The following is a 20,673-nucleotide window of genomic DNA, read 5'->3' as shown; positions in this document are numbered from 1 at the left end:
ATGGACGTCGTATTCCTTTTTGCCATGGTCGTTGGGTTTCTGATGATCGGTGTGCCGATCGCGGTCGCCCTTGGCATGAGCTCTATCATCTTCCTGCTGCTGTTTTCCGACACCTCGCTGGCGTCGGTTGCGCAGAGCTTTTATCAGGCGGAAGCCGGGCACTATACGCTTCTGGCGATCCCGTTCTTCATCCTTGCCTCAAGCTTCATGTCCACCGGCGGCGTGGCACAGCGGATCATCCGCTTCTCGATCGCCTGTGTGGGTCACTTCCGGGGCGGTCTGGCGATTGCGGGCGTGTTTGCCTGTATGCTGTTCGCGGCATTGTCCGGGTCCAGCCCAGCGACCGTGGTTGCCATCGGGACGATCGTCATCGCGGCGATGCGTCAGGTGGGCTACACCAAGGACTTCGCCGCAGGTGTCATCTGTAACGCAGGTACGCTGGGCATCCTGATCCCACCGTCAATTGTTATGGTTGTTTATGCGTCGGCGGTTGAGGTGTCAGTTGGCCGGATGTTCCTTGCCGGTGTTATTCCGGGCATCATGGCGGGCGTCATGCTGATGATCGCGATCTATGTGATCGCGACGATCAAAGACATGCCCAAGGGTGACTTTGCGGGCTGGAAAGAGATCGTATCCAGCTTCTCGGACGCGCTTTGGGGGCTGTTGCTGATCGTGATCATCATGGTCGGTATCTATGGCATTCCCGGTATTACTGGCGCGCTGTTTACGCCCACCGAGGCTGCAGCGGTCGCCTCCGTCTATGCTTTCGTAGTGGCGACCTACATTTACCGCGACATGGGACCGCTTGCGGACAAAGGCGAAGGCAAGAAGACACTATTGCAAAAGCCTCAAGCTTTGATCACGGGGTTCTTTCACGAAGACACCCGCAAAACTCTGTTTGATGCGGGCAAGCTGACCATCACGCTGATGTTCATCATCGCCAACGCGCTGATCCTGAAGCATGTTCTGACGGATGAGCAGATCCCGCAACAGATCGCAGGCGCGATGCTGTCGGCTGGCTTTGGCAAGATCATGTTCCTGATCATCGTCAACATCATCCTGCTGATCGGTGGGCAGTTCATGGAGCCTTCAGGCCTGATCGTGATTGTGGCCCCACTGGTGTTCCCGATTGCCATCGAACTTGGCGTCGATCCAATCCATCTGGGCATCATCATGGTGGTCAACATGGAGATTGGGATGATCACGCCGCCGGTCGGGTTGAACCTGTTCGTGACCTCTGGCGTCGCCGGAATGCCGATGATGCGGGTGGTTAGAGCGGCAGCGCCCTTCCTGGCTGTGTTGTTCGTGTTCCTGATCATGGTGACGTACATCCCATTCTTGTCGACATGGCTGCCAACCATGCTGATGGGACCAGAGATCATCACGAAATAAGAAAGGGCGGGCCGCTGACGCGGCCCACCCCTCTTACAACAACGCCGGGCAAGCTTGCCCGGCGTTTACCGTTTTACTCGCTAACACGTTGGGTTTAACGCCCAATAGTTGCGATTTTCTGAACTCAGTTCTTCAGTTTGCAGGTATTCATGCCAAGGATCGAATAGATCGGGCAGGATCCTATGGCACCAGTTGCCAAGGGAACGATACCGATCAGAGCCCAGATTGGACCACCAGCGAAGAAATACCATCCCAGCAGCGCTAAACCAGCGACCACGCGCAGGATACGATCAAGGTTACCTTCGTTTCGTTTGAGCATAGTGAACTCCTTTCCATGTCTGACCCAATATTAGCCGGGTGAGTCGGAAAAGGCATGTGACGTGGTCACATTGAGGTTCAGAAAGCCGTGCCACGCACCATTTCGTTCAGCGCTGTCTTGTTCAGGATCGTAACGGTGCCACGTTCATGTGCCAAAGAACCCGCATGGGCCATCTTCTCCAACCGACGCGAGATCACTTCGCGCGCGGTCCCGATTGCGGTGGCCATTTCGGCCTGTGTCATATGCAGGCAGCCATCTGGCCCCGCGCGGTCCAAAATCAGCGCAGCCAACCGGGCCTCGACCGTCATGAACGAGACGTTTTCGATCAATTGCATCATCGACTGCATACGTTCTGCAAACGCGCCGAACACAAGCCGACGAAAACCCGGCGAGCTGTCCAGAAGGGCGAAGAACACATCGCGCGGGATCAGAACCAGCCGGGCAGGCGTTTCGGCCATTGCTTCGGCGGTGTAGGCGTCGCCCCCCAGAAGTCCCAAAGTCGACTGAATGCAGCTTTGCCCCGGTGCGACGCGATACAGCAAAATGTCGCGTCCGTTGGGGCCGATCAGGTTCACGTCGACCTGACCGGACAGCATCACGACATAGCCTTTGACGGCTTCACCCGGGCAAAAAAGCACGGCACCTTTGGGCACGTCGACCGGGGTAAGCGTGTCCAGAAGCGCTCGCGCGGGCGCGTCCAAATCGGCAATTTCGTCAGTGTCCTGTGTCCAGCTCATGGTGCCAGTCTAAGCGGTGCGGGGGTTAGCTGCGACCGCGTTTTTCAAACCGCGGCAACATGGCCGAGAAATCCATACCCTTGCCGTCTTCATCCTCGACGAATTGCGAGTACAGCGCCGTTGCGGCCTGACCCAGCGGAGTGTCTGCATCCGCCGCTTCGGCGGCTTGCTGGCTCAGACGCAGGTCTTTCAGCATCAATTCAGCAGCAAAGCCGGGTTTGTAGTCATTGTCGGCGGGCGACTGCGGCCCAACACCGGGCGCGGGACAATAGGCATTCATCGTCCAGCTATAGCCCGACGAGGTCGACACAACGTCGAACATCTTCTGGCGGTCCAGACCCAGCTTGTCGGCCAGCGCGAACGCCTCGCAAGTGCCGATCATGGTGATGCCAAGGATCATGTTGTTGCAGATCTTGGCGGCTTGCCCTGCGCCGCTGTCACCACAATGCACGGCTTTCTGGCCCATGATGTCAAACAAAGGCTCTGCTTTGGCAAACGCCTCGGCTGAGCCTCCGGCCATGAAGGTCAATGTGCCGCCCGATGCGCCACCGACGCCACCAGACACGGGCGCGTCCACCGGCAGCAAACCTGCGTCCAACGCTTGTTTGGCGACATCGCGCGCGCTTTCGACGTCAACGGTCGAGCAGTCAACGAACGCGGTGCCCTTGTCCATCGCCGGGACGATTTCGTTGGCGACGGCGCGCAGGATCTGGCCGTTGGGCAGCATGGTGATGACCACGTCCCGCCCCTTGGCCGCCTCTGCGCCAGAAGCCGCCATGGTGACACCCTCGATATCAACCGGGGCCATGTCGAAGCCAGCGACCTCGTGGCCCGCTTTGGCGAGGTTTGCGGCCATAGGGCCACCCATATTGCCCAGTCCGATAAATCCAATTTTCATGGCAGGTCTCCTTAGAATGTCAGTGTGTTGTCGCCCAAGGGCGCGAGCATCGCGTCAACCGCCGCGGCCAATGGGTCATCCAGATCGTGTTTCCAGTTTGGCGTGCGGTCTTTGTCGATGACCGCGGCTCGAATGCCCTCCATCAGGTCGGACTGCTCCAATGCGCGATAGACGAAGCGGTATTCCAGTTCCAACGACGCGCGCACGTCACGCGTGGTTGAAAGGCGGTGTATCATTTCGACCGTGCAAGCCATGGAAAGCGGTGAGTTGCGGCCAAGCAGGTCCAACGCGTTTATGGCAAAGACACTGTCGTCGTTCCGCAGCGAGGTTACAATCTCGACCAGACTGCCTCCGTCGAAATGGGCGTCGATCATCGGTTGCATGGCGGACAGGTTGCCGGGGATCGCCGGGATTGCGGCCTCATTGATGTGGCTGGGATCGCCGGTGCGGATCAGGTCGGTCTTCAGCGCGGGCCATTCGGCTTGCCGGATCACGAAATCCGCAAAACCAGCATGAATCGCGTCGCCGGGCGCAAGTCGCGCCCCGGTCATGCCAATATATTCGCCCAGTCGTCCAGGTGCATGAGCCAGGATCAGAGACCCGCCTACATCCGGCACAAGGCCGATGCCGCATTCTGGCATCGCCATACGTGAGGACCGCGCCATGATCCGGTGCGAGGCATGACAGCCCACACCGACGCCGCCACCCATGGTGAAGCCTTGCATGAAGCTGACGATGGGTTTGGGGAATTCGAACAGGCGCGCGTTCATCCGGTATTCGTCGCGCCAGAAATGCTGTGCCCGTGTGGGATCACCGGACTGGCCGATCTCGTAAATCTCGCGGATGTCGCCGCCAGCGCAAAAGGCGCGGTCGCCTTCGGCATCAATCACGATCAGTTCGACATCGTCGTCGTCAACCCAGTCAATTAAGGCCGCATCGATGGCCAGACACATGGCGTAAGACAGTGCGTTCAGGGCGTCAGGGCGGGTCAGCGTGATCCGCCCGGCTTTGCCTTCTTTTCGGATCGAGATATCCGACATTAGCCGCGGTCGCGCTCGGCCAACAACTGGCGGGCCACGATAAGGCGCATGATCTCGTTGGTGCCTTCCAGAATCTGGTGCACGCGCAGGTCACGCACGATCTTTTCGATCCCGTAGTCAGACAGATAGCCGTAACCGCCATGCAGTTGCAGGCAGCCATTGGCCACGTCAAACGCCGCATCCGTCACCATCAACTTTGCCATGGCGCAGAATTTCGAGGCATCGGGCGTCTTGTTGTCCAGCTTCCACGCCGCTTGGCGCAGGAAGGTCCGCGCAGCTTGAAGGCGGGTTTCGTATTCCGCCAGACGGAACTGAAGCGCCTGGAACTGGTCAATGGTCTTTCCGAACGCCTTGCGCTCGCCCATGTATTGCAGGGTCAGTTCCAGCGCCTTTTGCGCGCCGCCCAAGGCACCGGCCGAGATGTTCAGACGGCCACCGTCCAGACCTGCCATGGCATAGACAAACCCTTTGCCTTCTTCGCCCATCAAATTGTCCAGCGGGACTTTGCAGTCGTCGAACTGCACCTGAGAGGTCGGCTGCGCCTTCCAGCCCATCTTGCGTTCATTGGCGCCGAAACTCAGGCCGGGTGTCCCGTTTTCAACCACCACGGTCGATATCCCCTTGGGGCCGTCTTCGCCGGTGCGGCACATAGTGACGTAAACGTCGGAGTAATTGCCGCCTGAGATGAACGCTTTGTTGCCGTTCAGAACATAGCCGTCATTGTGTTTTTCGGCGCGGGTTTTCAACGCGGCCGCGTCCGACCCGGATCCGGGCTCGGTTAGGCAGTAGGAAAAAACCTTGTTCATCGTGCAAAGGTCAGGAAGCCATTTCTGCTTGGTCTCTTCCGAGCCAAACTTGTCGATCATGCCACCGCACATGTTGTGGATGGACAGAAAAGACCCGACAGCCGGGTCTGCCATGGCAAGCGCTTCGAACACCAACGTCGCGTCCAGTCGGGTCAGACCAGAGCCGCCATATTCTTCGCTGACATAAATCCCGCCCAGACCCAGCTCGGCCAGTTGCGGCCAGAGTTCTTTAGGGATTGTGCCTTCGGCCTCCCATTTCTCGGCATTGGGGGCAATGTTTTCTTCACCAAAGCCCTTGGCCATATCGAAAATGAGGGTTTGTTCCTCGGAAAGCGCGAAATCCATGTATCTCTCCCGTCCACGTGTTTGCGGATACGTTATGGCGCAATTCTTACAGGAGTTTTTCAAGCGGTGGCAGAGTTCCGTCGCGTCGCAAGTTGCCGCTAGGGTAGTTTGGCCGGATTGGCGGTCGGGTTGTCACAGATCGGCGTGATACTCATCGATCAAGTGGCGCACAACATCCTGAAGCGCTTGCTCTTTCGGTTTGTCCGCTTGAAGACTGTCGTGATAGACCGCCCGTTGTCGATCCGATGAAACTCCTGTCGTCAGGATGCTTTGTGCAGCCTCCACTTCGGCCATGCAGCCAAGCGCTTCTGCGTCCTGTTCGATCAGTTGCAGCATGTCTTTCAGCAGCTGTTCGAAATCGACTATTTCACCGATGCCGAAGTCGATCAATCCCCCACTGATGCCATATCGCTGCGCGCGCCATCGGTTTTCTGCGATAAGAAAATTATCATACAACCGCCAGCGTTGGTTTTTTGCCTTCAGACGCCACAACATGCGGGCAAGGCATTGGGTCAGGGCAGCAAGGCTGACCGTGTGTTCCAACCGGGGCTGGACATCGCAGATGCGGCTTTCGATGGTCGGAAAACGAGAGGAGGGGCGCAGGTCCCACCAAATTTTTGAACTGTCCTCGATCACGCCAATATCTATCAACGCCTGCACAGACCGCTCAAATTCTGACCACCCGGACAATTGTGGCGGAAGGCCGGTGCGGGGCAGGTTGTCAAAGACCGTCAACCGATAAGATGCAAGCCCGGTGTCATCGCCTTGCCAGAACGGAGAACTGCCGGAAAGGGCCAGTAGATGGGGCAGGAAATAGCTCAGCTGGCTGACCAGATCGATCCGCGTGTCAGGGTCGGGGATGCCAACATGAACGTGCATGCCGCAGATCAACATCCGGCGCACGACGCCGGCCAGATCGCGTTTCAGATCGTTGTAGCGGTCTTTGTCGACGTGGTGCTGTTCTTTCCAATCACCAAACGGATGACACGAGGCCGCGATTGGCGTCAGACCATAGGTTGCTGCGTGTTTTGACACGGTTGCACGCAAACGTTTCAGATCGTCGCGTGCCTCTGCGACATTGGCGCAGACACGTGTGCCGATCTCAATCTGACATTGCAGGAATTCCGGGCTGACCTGACCTTCAAGCTCGGCTTTGCAGTCTTCCATCAGGCGATCTGGGGCACGGGCGAGTGCATAACTGTCGCGATCGACCAGCAAATACTCTTCTTCGACACCAATAGAAAACGGCGGTTCCTGCAGGGCCATTGGGTATCCTTTCGGTCGTGTCTCTTTGTTGTCAGCTTTGCATCAAATCGCATATGCGACAAGCGTCAGGCACGGTGGCACGCGGTGCGCCGCGTGGGCGCGCTGCCCACAGCAGTTTCACATTGAAGGTTGACCTTAGGTAAGGATCGGTCTTTGTTTGAAGTGGTGTTTTCGCGCCGAGGTTGAAAAATGCATACTGCCACCTATTTTGATGACCAACAATTTCTTTATGTCAGCTGCGCAGAGCATGTTCATTTCGCGAGCCTGACGGCCAGCATCGCTGAATGGATCATCGCCATTGATGCACCCAAGGATCGTAGCGTGTTGGTCGATCTGCGCCGGTTGCGCACGATTGACCGCCCGACAGACGGCACGGACGAATATATAAAACTGCAAAAGAAGTTGTCACAGGATTACCAGTCCGCGCGCAAATTGGCCTTGCTTGCGACCCGGCCCGAAACGTTTGTCCTGGCCCGGATATTTGAGCAATCCGCACAGGATCAGGTGTCAACCGAAATCGAAGTGTTCCGAAACGGTTCGGATGCGCTGGCTTTTTTAGGGATCGAAGCGGACGACGTTGATGATTTCATCAGGTCCTTGGGCAAGGGACAACAATTGGGCTGACCCAAAAAAATGCCCCGGCTGCAAACCGGGGCACTCTGTCACTCTTTGTGGAAAACTGCGGATCAATCCATCGCTTTGAAATTGAACTCGCCGCCTTCCTTGATCCCCGAGGGCCAACGCTGCGTCACGGTCTTGGTGCGCGTATAGAATTTGAACGCGTCAGGTCCGTGCTGGTTCAGATCGCCAAAGCCGGATTTTTTCCATCCGCCAAAGGTGTGATAGGCCAGCGGCACCGGGATCGGCACGTTGATACCAACCATGCCGATGTTGATCCGATTGGCGAAATCGCGGGCGGTGTCACCGTCACGGGTGAAGATCGCGGTGCCGTTGCCATATTCGTGGTTCATCGCGTGGCCGATGGCTTCTTCGTAGTTTTCAGCGCGAACCATGGACAGTACCGGGCCGAAAATCTCGGTCTTGTAGATGTCCATGTCAGTGGTCACGCGGTCAAACAAATGCGGACCGACAAAGAAACCGTCTTCATAACCTTGCAGACTGAAATTGCGGCTGTCGACCACCAGGTCAGCGCCCTGTTCCACGCCCAAGTTGATCAGGCGCAAGATGTTTTCCTTGGCGGCGGCGGTCACGACGGGGCCGTAATCGACGTCGTCGCCAGCCGTATATGGTGCGACCTTCAGCTTCTCGATGCGCGGGATCAGCGCATCACGCAGACGGTCGGCGGTGGTTTCACCGACCGGAACGGCAACCGAGATTGCCATGCACCGTTCGCCAGCCGCGCCGAAGCCCGCACCGATCAATGCGTCGGCCGCTTGTTCGATATCCGCGTCAGGCATGACGATCATGTGGTTCTTGGCACCACCGAAGCACTGCGCACGTTTGCCATTCGCCGTTGCGCGCGAATAAATGTAATGCGCGATTGGGGTTGAGCCGACGAAAGCCACGCCCTGAATGGTCTCGTTGTCCAAGATCGCGTCCACCGCATCCTTGTCACCATTGACCACCTGAAGCACGCCGTCCGGCAGGCCTGCTTCCTTGCACAGGGCGGCCAGCATCAGCGGGACTGACGGGTCGCGCTCGGACGGTTTCAGGATCATCGCGTTGCCCGCAGCCAGCGCCGGACCCATACCCCAAAGCGGGATCATGGCCGGGAAGTTGAACGGTGTGATCGAGGCAACAACACCCAATGGCTGGCGCATGGAGTACATGTCGATGCCGGGGCCAGCGCTGTCAGTGAACTCGCCTTTCATCATCTGGGCGGCACCGATGCAATATTCGATGACCTCAAGGCCACGCTGCACGTCACCTTTGGCGTCGGGAATGGTTTTGCCGTGCTCACGCGACAGGGCTTCCGCCAGCTTGTCCATGTCGCGGTTCAGCAGGCCAACCAGCGCCATCATCACGCGGCCGCGCTTTTGCGGGTTTGTCGCGCCCCAGGCTTTCTGCGCCTCGGCGGCTTTGGCGACCGCGTCGCTCATTTCTGCCTGTGATGCCAGTGCAACCTTTGCCTGAACCTCGCCAGTGGCAGGGTTAAAGACGTCAGCGGTGCGGCCTGACGTGCCGTCGACCATCTGGCCGTTGATCCAATGTCCAAGTGTTTTCACGGATTCTCTCCCATCATTTCGCAGGTAAGATAGGCTTGCATTTCTGCTTGGAAAAGAGGCAGTTTTCCAAAAGGGTTTTGCAAAAATGCAAAATGGGCAATCGGAATGGGCGATCCTGAAGGGCAAAGGTCGGTGCATGTTTGAAAGAACGGGTGCCTCCGGCGGGGATATTTGGAGCCAGAAGAAAAGAACTGGCGTGGCGGTAATGGAGTGGTTTTTAGATGGACTGGGATGATCTGAAAGTCTTTTTGGCGGTGGCGCGTGCCGAGAGCCTTTCGCGGGCCGGCAAGGTGTTGCGGCGGGATGCGGCGACGGTTGGGCGCAGGATCGCAAAGCTTGAAAGCGATTTAGGCCAGCCGCTTTTCACCAAGTCGCCGCAGGGATACGCAATGACCGAGGCAGGATCCCGGTTGTTGTCCCATGCAGAGCGGGCCGAGCAGGCGGTATTATCTGGCGCGGACGAGGTGGCGGGGCAGTCTGGTCAGTTGTCTGGGCAAGTGCGGATTGGTGCGACTGACGGATGTGCCAGTTATATCTTGCCGCAAGTTTGTGCGGCCATTCAGAAAGAACACCCAGAGCTTGAGTTGCAGATTGTGGCGTTGCCGCGTGTGATCAACTTGTCCAAGCGCGAGGCGGATATGGCGATCACGGTCTCGCCGCCGCAAACCGGGCGGATCACGGTGCAGAAAGTCACCGACTACCATCTGCATCTGGCTGCGGCCAAAGAGTATCTTAGGGATGCGCCACCATTGACCGCATTGGACGACCTTAGGGCGCATCCGATGGTAGGCTATATTCAGGATATGATTTTCTATCCCGAGCTGGACTTTCTGACCAGCATGGGGATCGAGCGGGTGGCGCTTGCGTCAAACCTCGTGTCGGTCCAGTTGGGCATGGTGCGGCAAGGGGGCGGAGTTGGGATCACACATGATTTCATTCTTCCATTCGCGCCCAACCTTCAGAGGGTGCTCACCGAGCAGTTGTCGATCACCCGCTCGTTTTACCTGATCCGGCACGAGGGCGATGCGCGGGTTGAGCGGTTTGCACGCGTGGCCGAGGAATTGGCGCGTGGTATCCGGGAGGAGGTCGGGAGATTGGAAGCAATGGTCTAAACCCACATTTCCTTTGCTGCGATTGCAAACAAGTCTTGACATATTGTTGCGCTTGAGGTGACGCTAAAGACAGAAAAATACAAGCATTTTACCAGACAGGAGGGCACCATGCTCATTCACCAGATCCTTAAAGACAAATCGCTGGCGGGTGTTGCGACGGTCAAACCGGGCAGCAAAGTATCCGCCGCCGCGAACCTTCTGTCTGAGAAGAAAATTGGTGCTGTCATTGTGTCCGAAGACGGCGTGCGTCCATTAGGCATTTTGTCGGAAAGAGATATTGTTTCTGCCCTGGGTAAGGTTGGTACATCCTGTTTGGATCAGCCGGTGGATGATCTAATGACGTCGAAGCTGGTGACCTGCGTGTCGAGCGATCGGGCCATTCAGGTTCTACAAACCATGACCGAGCGCCGCTTTCGCCACATGCCGGTGATGGATGGGGAAAAGATGATCGGTCTGGTGTCCATTGGGGACGTGGTCAAAGCGCGTCTGGATGAGTTGTCTCAGCAAGCCGATGCTTTGAAAAACATGATCATGGGCTACTGATCCAGGGTACCTCAAACCATAGGTAGTAATACGCCGCGGTGCGGAAAAAACTTGCAATAGCGGGCGCATTATTGTTGCGTGCCCGCTAGGTAAGGAGATCAGATCATGCGTGTCGGACTATACCCCGGAACATTCGACCCGATCACTTTGGGGCACACCGATATCATTCGGCGGGCCTGTGCGCTGGTCGACCGCCTAGTGATAGGTGTTGCGGTCAACACCGGAAAAGGCCCGATGTTCTCGCTTGAAGAGCGTGTTGCCATGGTCGAGGCGGAATGCGCGGGCTTGTCGCGTGAGACCGGAACCGAGATCGTCGCACATCCGTTCGAGAACCTGCTGATCGATTGCGCCCACGACGTAGACGCGCAGATTATCATTCGCGGTCTGCGCGCCGTGACTGATTTTGAATATGAATACCAGATGGTTGGCATGAACCGGGCTATGGATGACAGCGTCGAGACCGTCTTTTTGATGGCCGAAGCCAAGTATCAGGCGATTGCGTCAAAGCTGGTAAAAGAGATCGCGAAACTGGGCGGGGACGTTACAAAATTCGTGCCGCAGAGCGTGAAGGCGCAACTGCTTGAGAAGATCGGCTAGGCGCGACGACTTTCATCCAAAGCCTGCGTCAGGCGGCTGTTTGTCGATGCCTTTTGATTGCCGCCAAAGTAAACAAATGCGTCTATTGACGACTTGAAGCGCGGAAGATCGCCTGAAGCGTCCCCGGGCGCCACTTGCAGCTATAATAGGCTGTCGGTGCATCTTGACGCAGACAAATGCACGGCAGACAAAGCGTGGCAGGCGTTTCGTTTCGGTAGTGTCCGAAACGGCCCTTTGTTGACACAGAACCGGCGTGCCGATTACCGCTCGCGGTTTCTCACTTGGAGTATTCCATGAAGTTTCGCTTTCCGATTGTCATCATCGACGAGGACTACCGATCAGAAAACTCCTCGGGTCTGGGGATCCGAGCTGTTGCCGAAGCCATCGAGAATCAAGGCTTTGAAGTTCTGGGCACCACCACCTATGGCGATCTGTCGCAATTTGCGCAGCAACAATCCCGCGCCAGCGCTTTTGTTCTGTCAATCGACGACGAGGAATTCACGCCGGGTCCCGATCTTGACCCTGCTGTCCTGAATTTGCGGAACTTCATCGAGGAAGTCCGTTGGAAGAATGACGACGTTCCGATCTACATCTACGGCGAGACCAAAACCAGCCGGCATCTGCCCAACGATATTCTGCGCGAATTGCATGGCTTCATTCACATGTATGAAGACACGCCCGAGTTTGTGGCGCGCCACATCATTCGCGATGCAAAAGCCTATCTTGAGGGCATACAGCCGCCATTTTTCAAAGCGCTGCTCGACTACGCCGAAGACGGCTCGTTCTCGTGGCATTGTCCCGGGCATTCCGGCGGCGTGGCCTTTCTGAAAAGCCCGATTGGTCAGATGTATCACCAGTTCTATGGCGAAAACATGTTGCGCGCGGATGTGTGCAATTCGGTCGAAGAGCTTGGTCAGTTGCTCGATCACAATGGTTCCATCGGCGAATCTGAACGGAATGCCGCGCGGATATTCAACGCGGATCACTGTTTTTTCGTGACCAACGGCACCAGCACGTCCAACAAGATGGTCTGGCACCATACGGTCGCACCCGGCGACGTTGTCGTGGTGGACCGCAACTGCCACAAGTCCATCCTGCATGGCATCATCATGACCGGCGCCATACCGGTTTTCATGAAGCCAACACGAAACCATTACGGCATCATTGGCCCGATCCCGAAATCCGAGTTCGAGATCGACGCGATCAAGGACAAGATCCGTGCCAATCCGCTGCTGGCGCATGTCGACGCGGAGACGGTGAAACCCCGCATCATCACGCTAACGCAATCGACCTATGACGGGGTGCTTTATAACACCGAAACCATCAAGGCGATGCTGGACGGCTATGTTGAGAACCTGCATTTCGACGAGGCATGGTTGCCCCATGCTGCGTTCCACCCGTTTTACGGCAATTTCCATGCGATGGGTCGCAAGCGTGAACGTCCAAGCCAATCCGTGACCTATGCGACGCAATCCATCCACAAACTGCTCGCCGGTATCAGCCAGGCCAGCCACGTGCTGGTGCAGGACAGCAAAAACACAAAACTGGACCGCCATCTGTTTAACGAATCTTACCTGATGCACTCCAGCACCAGCCCACAATACAGCATCATTGCCAGTTGCGATGTGGCTGCGGCGATGATGGAGCCTCCGGGTGGCCGTGCGCTTGTTGAAGAAAGCATTTTGGAAAGCCTCGATTTCCGGCGCGCCATGCGCAAAGTCGATGTTGAATATGGCGCGGATGATTGGTGGTTCCAGGTTTGGGGCCCGGAAGAGCTTGACGAGGATGGCGTCGACAGCCCGGAAAACTGGGTTCTGAAAAAAACCGATGCTGAGGGCGTGCAGCCGTCAGATGGTGAAGACAGCTGGCATGCGTTTGGCGATATGGAGCCAGGGTTCAACTTGCTGGACCCGATCAAGGCGACCATTATAACGCCCGGTCTCAATCTGGACGGTCGGTTTGAGGACACCGGTATTCCGGCATCCATCGTGACCAAATATCTGGCCGAGCACGGCGTTGTTGTGGAAAAAACTGGTCTGTACAGCTTCTTCATCATGTTCACGATCGGGATCACTAAGGGGCGTTGGAATTCCCTGCTGACCGAATTGCAGCAGTTCAAGGATGACTACGACAAGAACCAGCCGATGTGGCGTTCAATGCCCGAGTTCTGCGCCAAACACCCGCATTATGAAAAGATGGGCCTGCGGGATATGTGCCAGCATGTTCATGCGCTTTATGCGAAATACGGCGTGGCGATCCTGTCGACCGAGATGTATCTCAGCGACCTGACCCCAGCGATGAAACCGTCTGACGCGTTCGCGCAAATCGCCGCGCGCACAACGCAACGGGTACCGATTGATGACCTTGAGGGACGGATCACCACTAGCCTTGTCACGCCGTACCCGCCGGGTATCCCGCTGTTGATACCGGGCGAGGTGTTCAACAAGAAAATCGTCGATTACCTGAAATTCAACAGAGCCTTTGCGCGGGAATGCCCGGGTTTTGAGACCGATATTCATGGCCTGGTGCAGGAAGTTGGAGAGAATGGACAGATCGAATATTTTGCCGATTGTGTCGCAGAGGCGTAGCTCCGAAACCAGCCATCCGGGTCTTCCATCAAAGAGTGCGCCTACGTCGACAAACAAAAAAAGGCCGGGGTATGCATCCCCGGCCTTTTTCTAGGTTTGCACGAGATTACAGAAACTTTGCCATCGCAACGGCGGTATCCAGCATGCGCACGCTGAAGCCCCATTCATTGTCATACCAGCTCAGCACGCGGACCATATTTCCATCCAGAACCTTGGTTTGATCCAGGGCGAAGTTTGACGAATGTGGGTCATGGTTGAAGTCGGTCGAAACAAGAGGGCGATCGACGATGCCAAGGATACCTTTCAGGGGGCCATTTGCGGCGGCGATGGCGGCGGCGTTGATTTCCTCGACCGTGGTGTCGCGGCTGGCTTCGAAAGTCAGGTCAACGCAGGACACGTTTGGAGTTGGGACGCGGATCGCGACGCCGTCCAGTTTGCCCGCCAGTTCCGGCAGTACAAGGCCGACCGCACGGGCCGCGCCGGTCGTGGTCGGGATCATGCTAAGAGCGGCAGCACGGGCGCGATAGAAGTCGCTGTGCAGCGTATCAAGGGTCGGCTGATCGCCGGTATAAGAGTGGATGGTGGTCATGAAGCCTTTTTTGATGCCGACAGCGTCATTGAGCGCTTTGACGACAGGGGCAAGGCAGTTGGTGGTGCACGACGCGTTTGAAACATGCACATCATCTTTCGTCAGCGTGTCATGGTTTACACCATAAACGATGGTCTTGTCTGCGCCCGAGGACGGGGCCGAGACTAGAACGCGGCTTGCGCCGTTTTCAAGATGCACAAGGGCCTTGTCGCCTTTGAAAATGCCGGTGCATTCCAAGACAATGTCGACGTCGCCCCAGGGCAGTTCAGCCGGGTTGCGGATCGCAGTGACAGCTATGGGCCCACGGCCAGCGTCGATTGTGGTTTCAGTGAATTTCACTTCGTTGGGAAAGCGACCATGCACACTGTCGAACTGAAGCAGGTGCGCGTTCATCTCGACCGATCCAAGATCGTTGATGGCCACGACTTCCACGTCTTTGCGGCCGGTTTCATGCAAGGCGCGCAGCACCAGTCGTCCAATACGTCCAAATCCGTTGATGGCCACTTTGACTGTCATTTTCATCTTCCTTGCATGCGAGGGGGCAATCGTTTCTTTGATCCACCCATGTATGTGAGCGCTAACATCATCATTTTAGCCGAAAGGTCAAGAGAAGATCACGTTACATGCCGTACCGGACTATCGCCAGAAGGCCAGCCATTCGGTGAATTCAAGGAATTTTTTGGATAGAAACACAAGGCTGCTGCCGTCCGCCAACAACAAGTCGGCACCGACCAACACCAGGATCAGAATGCCAAGTACAAGCGCGATCTGGTTTGTCACGGTCTGCTCCTGCGTATTTTGCCGTATTGTTGCAATGCCTTTGGGGCAGGGGCAAGGGCAAAAGGAAACCCCCGCCACAAGGTGACGGGGACTAAATCCGGTTTAGCGCAATGGCTTAAAACGAGCCCATTTTTACGGCAACGTCTGCCATGCGGGTCGAGAAGCCCCACTCGTTATCATACCAGCCCATTACGCGGACGGTGCGACCGCCTACGACTTTGGTTTGGTCAGGGGCGAAGATCGAGCTTTGCTCCGTGTGGTTGAAGTCGATCGACACCTTGGGTTCGGGGTCATAACCCAAGACGCGTGACATCGCGCCCTCTGCGGCTTCACGCACGATCCGGTTGACCTCTTCCACGCTGGTATCGCGACCGGCTTCAAAGGTCAGGTCGATGGCCGATACATTCGGTGTTGGCACGCGCATCGCGGTGCCGTCCAGCTTGCCTGCCAGTTCCGGCATGACTTCGCCCAGAGCTTTGGCCGCGCCGGTCGAGGTCGGAATGATCGCCATCGCGGCGGCGCGGGCGCGATACAAATCCTTGTGGCGGCGGTCCAGCGTCGGCTGGTCGCCGGTGTAGGAATGGATCGTCGTCATGATGCCGCGCTCGATCCCCAGTGCCTCGTGCAGCACTTTAGCGAGCGGGGCCAGCCCGTTGGTGGTGCAGGATCCGTTCGACACCAATGTGTGCTGAGCTTCCAGTTCCTTGTCGTTCACACCCAACACAATGGTCTTGTGCACATTCTTGGCCGGTGCCGAGATCAGGACCTTGCGGGCACCTTGTTCAATGTGACGCTTGGCTTTTTTACCGTCATTGAAATTACCGGTGCATTCCAGAACCACGTCGCAGCCAGTCCAGTCCAATTCGCCCATGTCATAGGTCGACATCATCTGCATTGGGCCGCGGCCCACATCCATGGTCCGGTCACCCAATGTGATCTCGTTCGGGAAGCGGCCATGGATGCTGTCGTATTTCAGCAGATGCGCCGCGGTTTCCAGCGGGCCGGTCGCGTTGACCTTGACCACATTGATGTCATTGCGACCGGACGCCGCGATCTGCGCCAGCGTGCAGCGGCCGATCCGGCCAAATCCATTGATACCAACTGTGACGGTCATCGCGCTTCCCCTCAGATTCTGGCCCGGTGGCCACAAGACTTTGGGGTGATATAGCGGTCAGTGTGCTTTGGCCCAACCCGGAAAACGCCTGTGACACCAACTTGTTAGCGAAAACATGCAGTGACATCGTGCAGTTAGCGCAAACTCTTTGTCGTCCTGCGACGTCCGCCTTGCTTGTGCGGCAAGTGCTTCACCCCAGACGCGAAAGACATTAGTGTTCTGCCCAAGGCTAATATGAGGGCAGGTTTTATGAGTGGTTTGATTGCACTTCTTGATGATGTGGCGGGAATAGCAAAGATTGCAGCGGCGTCGATTGACGATGTTGCCGCACAGGCGGCGAAGGCGGGTGCGAAGGCGGCGGGTGCAGTGATCGACGATGCTGCTGTCACGCCGAAATATGTGCAGGGGTTTGAGGCCAAGCGCGAGCTTCCTATAATCGGACGCATCGCGTGGGGATCGATCAAGAACAAACTTCTGATCCTTTTGCCAATCGGGCTGCTGTTGTCGTCGTTTGCCCCATGGCTGATCCCACCGCTGTTGATGTTGGGCGGGGCCTATCTGTGCTTCGAAGGAGCCGAAAAAGTTTGGCATGTCCTGTTCCCGCACGAACATACCTGGGACCATGCGGAACACGATATTGGTGATCCGGCCCATCTTGAGGAAGAGAAGGTCGCAGGTGCGATCAAAACGGATTTCATCCTGTCCGCAGAAATCATGACCATCGCGCTGGCGGCGATTCCCGAAAGTAACATCTGGATGGAGGCCGCGACGCTGGCCGTGGTTGCGCTGGGGATCACGGTGGCGGTCTATGGCTCGGTCGCGCTGATCGTGAAAATGGATGACGTGGGGCTGTTCATGGCCAATCGTGGAAAACTTTCTGCCACGCGCGCATTTGGACGCGGGATTGTAAACGCGATGCCGGGCCTTCTGAAACTTCTGATGATTATCGGGACAGCCGCGATGATCTGGGTTGGCGGCTCGATCATCATCCACGGATTGCACGAGCTTGGTGCGCATCAACCCTATGAAATCATACATGATATCGCCGTTGCGGCGGCTCATGCCGTGCCAAGCATGGAGGGATTTGTTGAATGGGCTGTGACGGCGACGCTGGATGGAATCGTCGGGCTGGCACTGGGCGTTCTGATCATCCCGTTTGCAACGCGCGTGATCGGGCCGATCTGGCAGGCCGTGTTCAAGGGCAAGGCCTAGTGGGCGGGCCGCGTGCGCGATAGCAGGAATAGCCCACTTACCACAATCACCGCGCTGCCCAGAAGGGTCCAGCTGTCCGGGCGTTCCCCAAATACGGTGACGCCAATGGCCAGTGCAAACAGCAGGCGCGAATAGCGGAACGGGGTGACCAGAGACACCTCGCCGGTGCGCATGGCGCGGGTCAGGGCCCAATAGGCAAGGACTCCAACGACCGTTGCAAGCGCCACGAAGGCAAGGCTGGCAGGGGTCGGGACAGTAACGCCACCAGATACAGTCAGCAGAACAGTGCCAGCGACGGTCAAAACGGCGAAGCCAGCCACGCCCAACTGCGCTGCCGACATCGATACCGGGCTTGCGCGTGTGGCCAGATCGCGCCCTGCAAAGCCGAGCATTCCCAGAACAGCGAAAACCGACAGAGGGTCGAAGGCGTCAAGGCCCGGTCGCAAGATCATCAGCACGCCAGCAAACCCAGCTCCGATTGCCAGCCAGCGCCGCCATCCCACCCGCTCGCCAAAGACAAACACTGCGCCCAATGCGACCACAAGCGGCGTTGCTTGCAGGATGGCCGAGGCACTGGACAAAGGTGTCAGCGCGATTGCAAGCGCATAAAACAAGCGCCCGGCAATTTCGAAAGCCGACCTAAGGATCATGACTTTGCCCAGCAATGCTGGATGCAAAACCGGTGTGCCTTGGGCGCGTGCCATCGTGGCGAAAACGACCGTGCCAGCAAGCCCGAACAACGCGACGGCCTGCCCAATGGGAATGTCTCGGGCAGCGGCTTTAAGGGCCATGTCCTCCAACGCGAATGTTGCCATGGCCAAGACCATGAAAAGCGCGCCGCGCGTGTTCTCGGTCATGGAGATGGTCCTTTGTGTCGCGCGAATGCGCCCAACCTGTCAGAAAACTACGGCGGTGCAATGAAAAACGCCCCGCCAAAGGTTTGGCGAGGCGTTTCGTTTTTCGGCTGTTTGCTGACTTAGCCCAAAAGGTCCTTGGCTTTGGAAACAACGTTGTCCGCCGTGATGCCAAACTTCTCAAACAAAGTGCCGGCGGGCGCTGACGCGCCGAAGCTGTCCATCCCGACAAAAGCGGCCTTGGCTTCGCGGCCACGCTCGCCCAGCAGCCAGCGATCCCAGCCACCATCACGCACGGCAGCTTCGATACCGACGCGCATAGGGCCCGGAGGCAGAACTTTGCGGCGGTAGGCTTCGTCTTGTTGCGCGAACAGCTCCATACACGGCATGGAGACAACGCGGGTGCCGATGCCTTGGGCTTCCAGCGCGGCGCGGGCTTCCATCGCCAGCGACACCTCGGATCCGGTGGCGATCAGGATCACCTGACGCTTACCAGCTTCTGCATCTGCCAGAACATACGCCCCCTGTGCCGTCAGGTTCTTCTGCTTATACTCGGTGCGCACGGTGGGCAGGTTTTGACGGGTCAGAACCATGATTGACGGTGTGTCCTTCGACGACAACGCCAGTTCCCACGCCTCGGCTGTTTCCACCGTGTCGGCAGGGCGGAACGTGAAGCTGTTGGGGGTCGCGCGGCAGATTGCCAGATGCTCGACCGGTTGGTGGGTCGGGCCATCTTCGCCAACACCGATTGAATCGTGGGTCATCACGAAGACCGTCGGTATTTTCATCAGCGACGCCAGACGCATGGCCGGGCGGGCATAGTCGGTGAAGCAAAAGAACGTACCACCGTAGGGGCGCATGCCGCCATGCAGGGTCATGCCGTTCATGGCCGCCGCCATGCCGTGTTCGCGGATGCCCCAATAGATATAGCGACCTTTGCGGTTATCCACGTCAAACACGCCTAGGTCACCGGTCTTGGTGTTGTTCGACCCGGTCAGATCAGCCGAGCCGCCAACGGTTTCAAGCATCACCGGGTTGATCACTTCCAACGCCATTTCTGACGATTTACGGGTCGCAACTGCGGGTTTGCCTTCAGCGACCTGACGTTTCAACGCGCGGACAACGCCCGCCAGTTTCTTGGGCACGTCCAGCGCATAGGCGCGGTTGAATTCGGCTTGCTTGCGTTCACTGATCGAGGCAAAGCGCGCGTCCCATTCGGCGCGAGCGTCGGCCCCTTTGGCACCGATTGCCTTCCATTCGGATCTCACATCGTCTGCCACCTCGAACGCGCCAAGCGGTGCGCCGTAAGCCTCTTTCGCGGCTTTCAGTTGCTCCGCATCGGTCAGCGCGCCGTGACCTTTCGACGTGTCCTGTGCCGCATGACCCAAAGCGATATGGGTTTTGCAGGCAATCATTGACGGTTTGTTGGTCGACTTGGCTTTGGTGATCGCAGCGTCAATCTGTTCCGGGTCGTGGCCGTCGATCTCCTGTACGTGCCAGCCAGATGCCTTGAAGCGCATGACCTGATTGGTGCGGTCAGACAGCGATACTTTGCCGTCGATGGTGATGTCGTTGTTGTCCCAGAAGACAACCAGCTTACCCAAACGATGACGTCCGGCCAGGCCGATGGCCTCTTGGCTGATGCCTTCCATAAGGCAGCCATCGCCCGCAATCACATAGGTGAAGTGGTCCACGATCTTCTTGCCGAACCGTGCGCGCTGGATTTCTTCGGCCATTGCGAAACCGACTGCGTTGGCGATGCCTTGACCCAAAGGCCCGGTGGTCGTTTCCACGCCTGAGACGTGACCATATTCGGGGTGGCCTGCGGTGATCGAGCCCCACTGGCGGAAATCTTTGATTTGATCCAGCGTCACATCTTCGTAGCCCGTTAAGTGCAGCAGCGAATAGATCAGCATTGAACCGTGACCGGCTGACAGGATGAACCGGTCGCGGTCTGGCCAGCGCGGTGCAGATGCATCAAATTTAAGGTGGTTTTGATACAGAACGGTGGCCACGTCGGCCATGCCCATTGGCATGCCAGAGTGGCCGGAGTTTGCGGCGGCTACGGCATCCAGTGTCAGCGCGCGGATCGCGGTCGCTTTTTTCCAGTGGTCGGGGTGGCTTTTGCGCAGTGTGGCGATGTCCAACGGTCAACATCCTTTGACAAAGTTGTGGTTGGCCCCCTGATAACAGTCATGTGCCAAGGGTCAAGCTAAGGTGCGTGTCGCCTGCCAAGTCCTTGGAATAGAACGAGGGGCGAAATCCGGGCAGCAGTCGGTTAAGATCGGCGTATGG

Annotated in this window: 19 protein-coding genes; 7 read left to right on the top strand and 12 right to left on the bottom strand. The window is 57.4% G+C overall.

The window, feature by feature from the left end:
- Entirely contained in the window at positions 1-1,392 is a 1,392-nt protein-coding gene (locus tag K3556_RS11015) for a TRAP transporter large permease (RefSeq protein ID WP_260516834.1), read from the top strand.
- A gap of 124 nt (positions 1,393-1,516) precedes the next feature.
- Here the strand turns inward: K3556_RS11015 and K3556_RS11010 are convergent, their stop codons facing one another.
- The 6 genes from K3556_RS11010 to K3556_RS10985 form a co-directional block, all read right to left on the bottom strand.
- Positions 1,517-1,711: a DUF2892 domain-containing protein gene (locus K3556_RS11010; RefSeq protein ID WP_260516833.1), complete on the bottom strand. Its 195-nt coding sequence runs from the start codon at positions 1,709-1,711 to the stop codon at positions 1,517-1,519.
- A gap of 77 nt (positions 1,712-1,788) precedes the next feature.
- A complete protein-coding gene (locus K3556_RS11005; RefSeq protein ID WP_260516832.1) occupies positions 1,789-2,448 on the bottom strand; it encodes a Crp/Fnr family transcriptional regulator in 660 nt (219 codons plus the stop codon).
- Positions 2,449-2,473: 25 nt separating this feature from the next.
- Positions 2,474-3,346: a 3-hydroxyisobutyrate dehydrogenase gene (gene mmsB / locus K3556_RS11000; protein ID WP_260516831.1), complete on the bottom strand. Its 873-nt coding sequence runs from the start codon at positions 3,344-3,346 to the stop codon at positions 2,474-2,476.
- An 11-nt stretch (positions 3,347-3,357) separates the two neighbouring features.
- A complete protein-coding gene (locus K3556_RS10995) occupies positions 3,358-4,386 on the bottom strand; it encodes an enoyl-CoA hydratase/isomerase family protein (protein WP_260516830.1) in 1,029 nt (342 codons plus the stop codon).
- The gene (locus K3556_RS10990) at positions 4,386-5,537 is read right to left on the bottom strand and encodes an acyl-CoA dehydrogenase family protein (protein ID WP_260516829.1); all 1,152 of its coding nucleotides are present in this window, start codon (positions 5,535-5,537) and stop codon (positions 4,386-4,388) included. Before K3556_RS10990 ends, K3556_RS10995 begins: the two co-directional genes overlap by 1 nt.
- Positions 5,538-5,669: 132 nt before the next feature.
- Positions 5,670-6,803, bottom strand: coding sequence for a carboxylate-amine ligase (locus K3556_RS10985; protein ID WP_409557749.1), 1,134 nt, complete (start codon positions 6,801-6,803; stop codon positions 5,670-5,672).
- A gap of 189 nt (positions 6,804-6,992) precedes the next feature.
- Between K3556_RS10985 and K3556_RS10980 the strand changes: the two genes are divergently transcribed.
- The gene (locus K3556_RS10980) at positions 6,993-7,427 is read left to right on the top strand and encodes a hypothetical protein (RefSeq protein WP_260516828.1); all 435 of its coding nucleotides are present in this window, start codon (positions 6,993-6,995) and stop codon (positions 7,425-7,427) included.
- 62 nt (positions 7,428-7,489) lie between these two features.
- Here the strand turns inward: K3556_RS10980 and K3556_RS10975 are convergent, their stop codons facing one another.
- A complete protein-coding gene (locus K3556_RS10975; protein ID WP_260516827.1) occupies positions 7,490-8,989 on the bottom strand; it encodes a CoA-acylating methylmalonate-semialdehyde dehydrogenase in 1,500 nt (499 codons plus the stop codon).
- Positions 8,990-9,210: 221 nt separating this feature from the next.
- Here K3556_RS10975 and K3556_RS10970 point away from each other — a divergent pair, with 221 nt between their 5' ends.
- The 4 genes from K3556_RS10970 to K3556_RS10955 all read left to right on the top strand — a co-directional run bounded on the left by K3556_RS10970 (position 9,211) and on the right by K3556_RS10955 (position 13,829).
- Positions 9,211-10,101: a LysR family transcriptional regulator gene (locus K3556_RS10970; RefSeq protein WP_260516826.1), complete on the top strand. Its 891-nt coding sequence runs from the start codon at positions 9,211-9,213 to the stop codon at positions 10,099-10,101.
- Between the two features lie 108 nt (positions 10,102-10,209).
- Complete coding sequence (locus tag K3556_RS10965; protein ID WP_260516825.1) at positions 10,210-10,644, top strand: CBS domain-containing protein; 435 nt, start codon at positions 10,210-10,212, stop codon at positions 10,642-10,644.
- Between the two features lie 105 nt (positions 10,645-10,749).
- On the top strand, positions 10,750-11,241 hold the full coding sequence (gene coaD / locus K3556_RS10960) for a pantetheine-phosphate adenylyltransferase (protein WP_260516824.1): 492 nt from the start codon (positions 10,750-10,752) through the stop codon (positions 11,239-11,241).
- A gap of 293 nt (positions 11,242-11,534) precedes the next feature.
- Positions 11,535-13,829 carry an arginine/lysine/ornithine decarboxylase gene (locus K3556_RS10955; protein ID WP_260516823.1) on the top strand — a complete coding sequence of 765 codons (2,295 nt, stop codon included), beginning with the start codon at positions 11,535-11,537 and terminating at the stop codon, positions 13,827-13,829.
- 106 nt (positions 13,830-13,935) lie between these two features.
- On the opposite strand, the gene gap (K3556_RS10950) is transcribed toward K3556_RS10955, so the two are convergent.
- The 3 genes from gap (K3556_RS10950) to gap (K3556_RS10940) form a co-directional block, all read right to left on the bottom strand.
- Positions 13,936-14,934: a type I glyceraldehyde-3-phosphate dehydrogenase gene (gap, locus tag K3556_RS10950; protein WP_260516822.1), complete on the bottom strand. Its 999-nt coding sequence runs from the start codon at positions 14,932-14,934 to the stop codon at positions 13,936-13,938.
- A 120-nt stretch (positions 14,935-15,054) separates the two neighbouring features.
- A complete protein-coding gene (locus K3556_RS10945; RefSeq protein WP_260516821.1) occupies positions 15,055-15,198 on the bottom strand; it encodes a hypothetical protein in 144 nt (47 codons plus the stop codon).
- Positions 15,199-15,313: 115 nt separating this feature from the next.
- Positions 15,314-16,312: a type I glyceraldehyde-3-phosphate dehydrogenase gene (gene gap, locus K3556_RS10940; protein WP_260516820.1), complete on the bottom strand. Its 999-nt coding sequence runs from the start codon at positions 16,310-16,312 to the stop codon at positions 15,314-15,316.
- A gap of 249 nt (positions 16,313-16,561) precedes the next feature.
- On the opposite strand from gap (K3556_RS10940), the gene K3556_RS10935 reads away from it, so the two are divergent.
- Positions 16,562-17,524: a DUF808 domain-containing protein gene (locus K3556_RS10935; protein WP_260516819.1), complete on the top strand. Its 963-nt coding sequence runs from the start codon at positions 16,562-16,564 to the stop codon at positions 17,522-17,524.
- Here K3556_RS10935 and K3556_RS10930 read toward each other — a convergent pair.
- A complete protein-coding gene (locus tag K3556_RS10930; RefSeq protein ID WP_260516818.1) occupies positions 17,521-18,381 on the bottom strand; it encodes a DMT family transporter in 861 nt (286 codons plus the stop codon). The genes K3556_RS10935 and K3556_RS10930 overlap by 4 nt on opposite strands.
- Positions 18,382-18,500: 119 nt before the next feature.
- On the bottom strand, positions 18,501-20,525 hold the full coding sequence (gene tkt / locus K3556_RS10925; RefSeq protein WP_260516817.1) for a transketolase: 2,025 nt from the start codon (positions 20,523-20,525) through the stop codon (positions 18,501-18,503).
- Between the last annotated feature and the right edge of the window lie 148 nt (positions 20,526-20,673).

It is taken from the genome of Aliiroseovarius sp. M344, assembly GCF_025140835.1.
Taxonomy (GTDB): domain Bacteria; phylum Pseudomonadota; class Alphaproteobacteria; order Rhodobacterales; family Rhodobacteraceae; genus Aliiroseovarius.
This window is presented reverse-complemented; position numbering and strand designations above follow the sequence as displayed.

Bases quoted from the DNA above. Each gene is read 5' to 3' on its own strand.
- K3556_RS11015 (WP_260516834.1), top strand. From the start codon at position 1: ATGGACGTCGTATTCCTTTTTGCCATGGTCGTTGGGTTTCTGATGATC.
- K3556_RS11010 (WP_260516833.1), bottom strand. From the start codon at position 1,711: ATGCTCAAACGAAACGAAGGTAACCTTGATCGTATCCTGCGCGTGGTC.
- K3556_RS11005 (WP_260516832.1), bottom strand. From the start codon at position 2,448: ATGAGCTGGACACAGGACACTGACGAAATTGCCGATTTGGACGCGCCC.
- mmsB (WP_260516831.1), bottom strand. From the start codon at position 3,346: ATGAAAATTGGATTTATCGGACTGGGCAATATGGGTGGCCCTATGGCC.
- K3556_RS10995 (WP_260516830.1), bottom strand. From the start codon at position 4,386: ATGTCGGATATCTCGATCCGAAAAGAAGGCAAAGCCGGGCGGATCACG.
- K3556_RS10990 (WP_260516829.1), bottom strand. From the start codon at position 5,537: ATGGATTTCGCGCTTTCCGAGGAACAAACCCTCATTTTCGATATGGCC.
- K3556_RS10985 (WP_409557749.1), bottom strand. From the start codon at position 6,803: ATGGCCCTGCAGGAACCGCCGTTTTCTATTGGTGTCGAAGAAGAGTAT.
- K3556_RS10980 (WP_260516828.1), top strand. From the start codon at position 6,993: ATGCATACTGCCACCTATTTTGATGACCAACAATTTCTTTATGTCAGC.
- K3556_RS10970 (WP_260516826.1), top strand. From the start codon at position 9,211: ATGGACTGGGATGATCTGAAAGTCTTTTTGGCGGTGGCGCGTGCCGAG.
- K3556_RS10965 (WP_260516825.1), top strand. From the start codon at position 10,210: ATGCTCATTCACCAGATCCTTAAAGACAAATCGCTGGCGGGTGTTGCG.
- coaD (WP_260516824.1), top strand. From the start codon at position 10,750: ATGCGTGTCGGACTATACCCCGGAACATTCGACCCGATCACTTTGGGG.
- K3556_RS10955 (WP_260516823.1), top strand. From the start codon at position 11,535: ATGAAGTTTCGCTTTCCGATTGTCATCATCGACGAGGACTACCGATCA.
- gap (WP_260516822.1), bottom strand. From the start codon at position 14,934: ATGACAGTCAAAGTGGCCATCAACGGATTTGGACGTATTGGACGACTG.
- gap (WP_260516820.1), bottom strand. From the start codon at position 16,312: ATGACCGTCACAGTTGGTATCAATGGATTTGGCCGGATCGGCCGCTGC.
- K3556_RS10935 (WP_260516819.1), top strand. From the start codon at position 16,562: ATGAGTGGTTTGATTGCACTTCTTGATGATGTGGCGGGAATAGCAAAG.
- K3556_RS10930 (WP_260516818.1), bottom strand. From the start codon at position 18,381: ATGACCGAGAACACGCGCGGCGCGCTTTTCATGGTCTTGGCCATGGCA.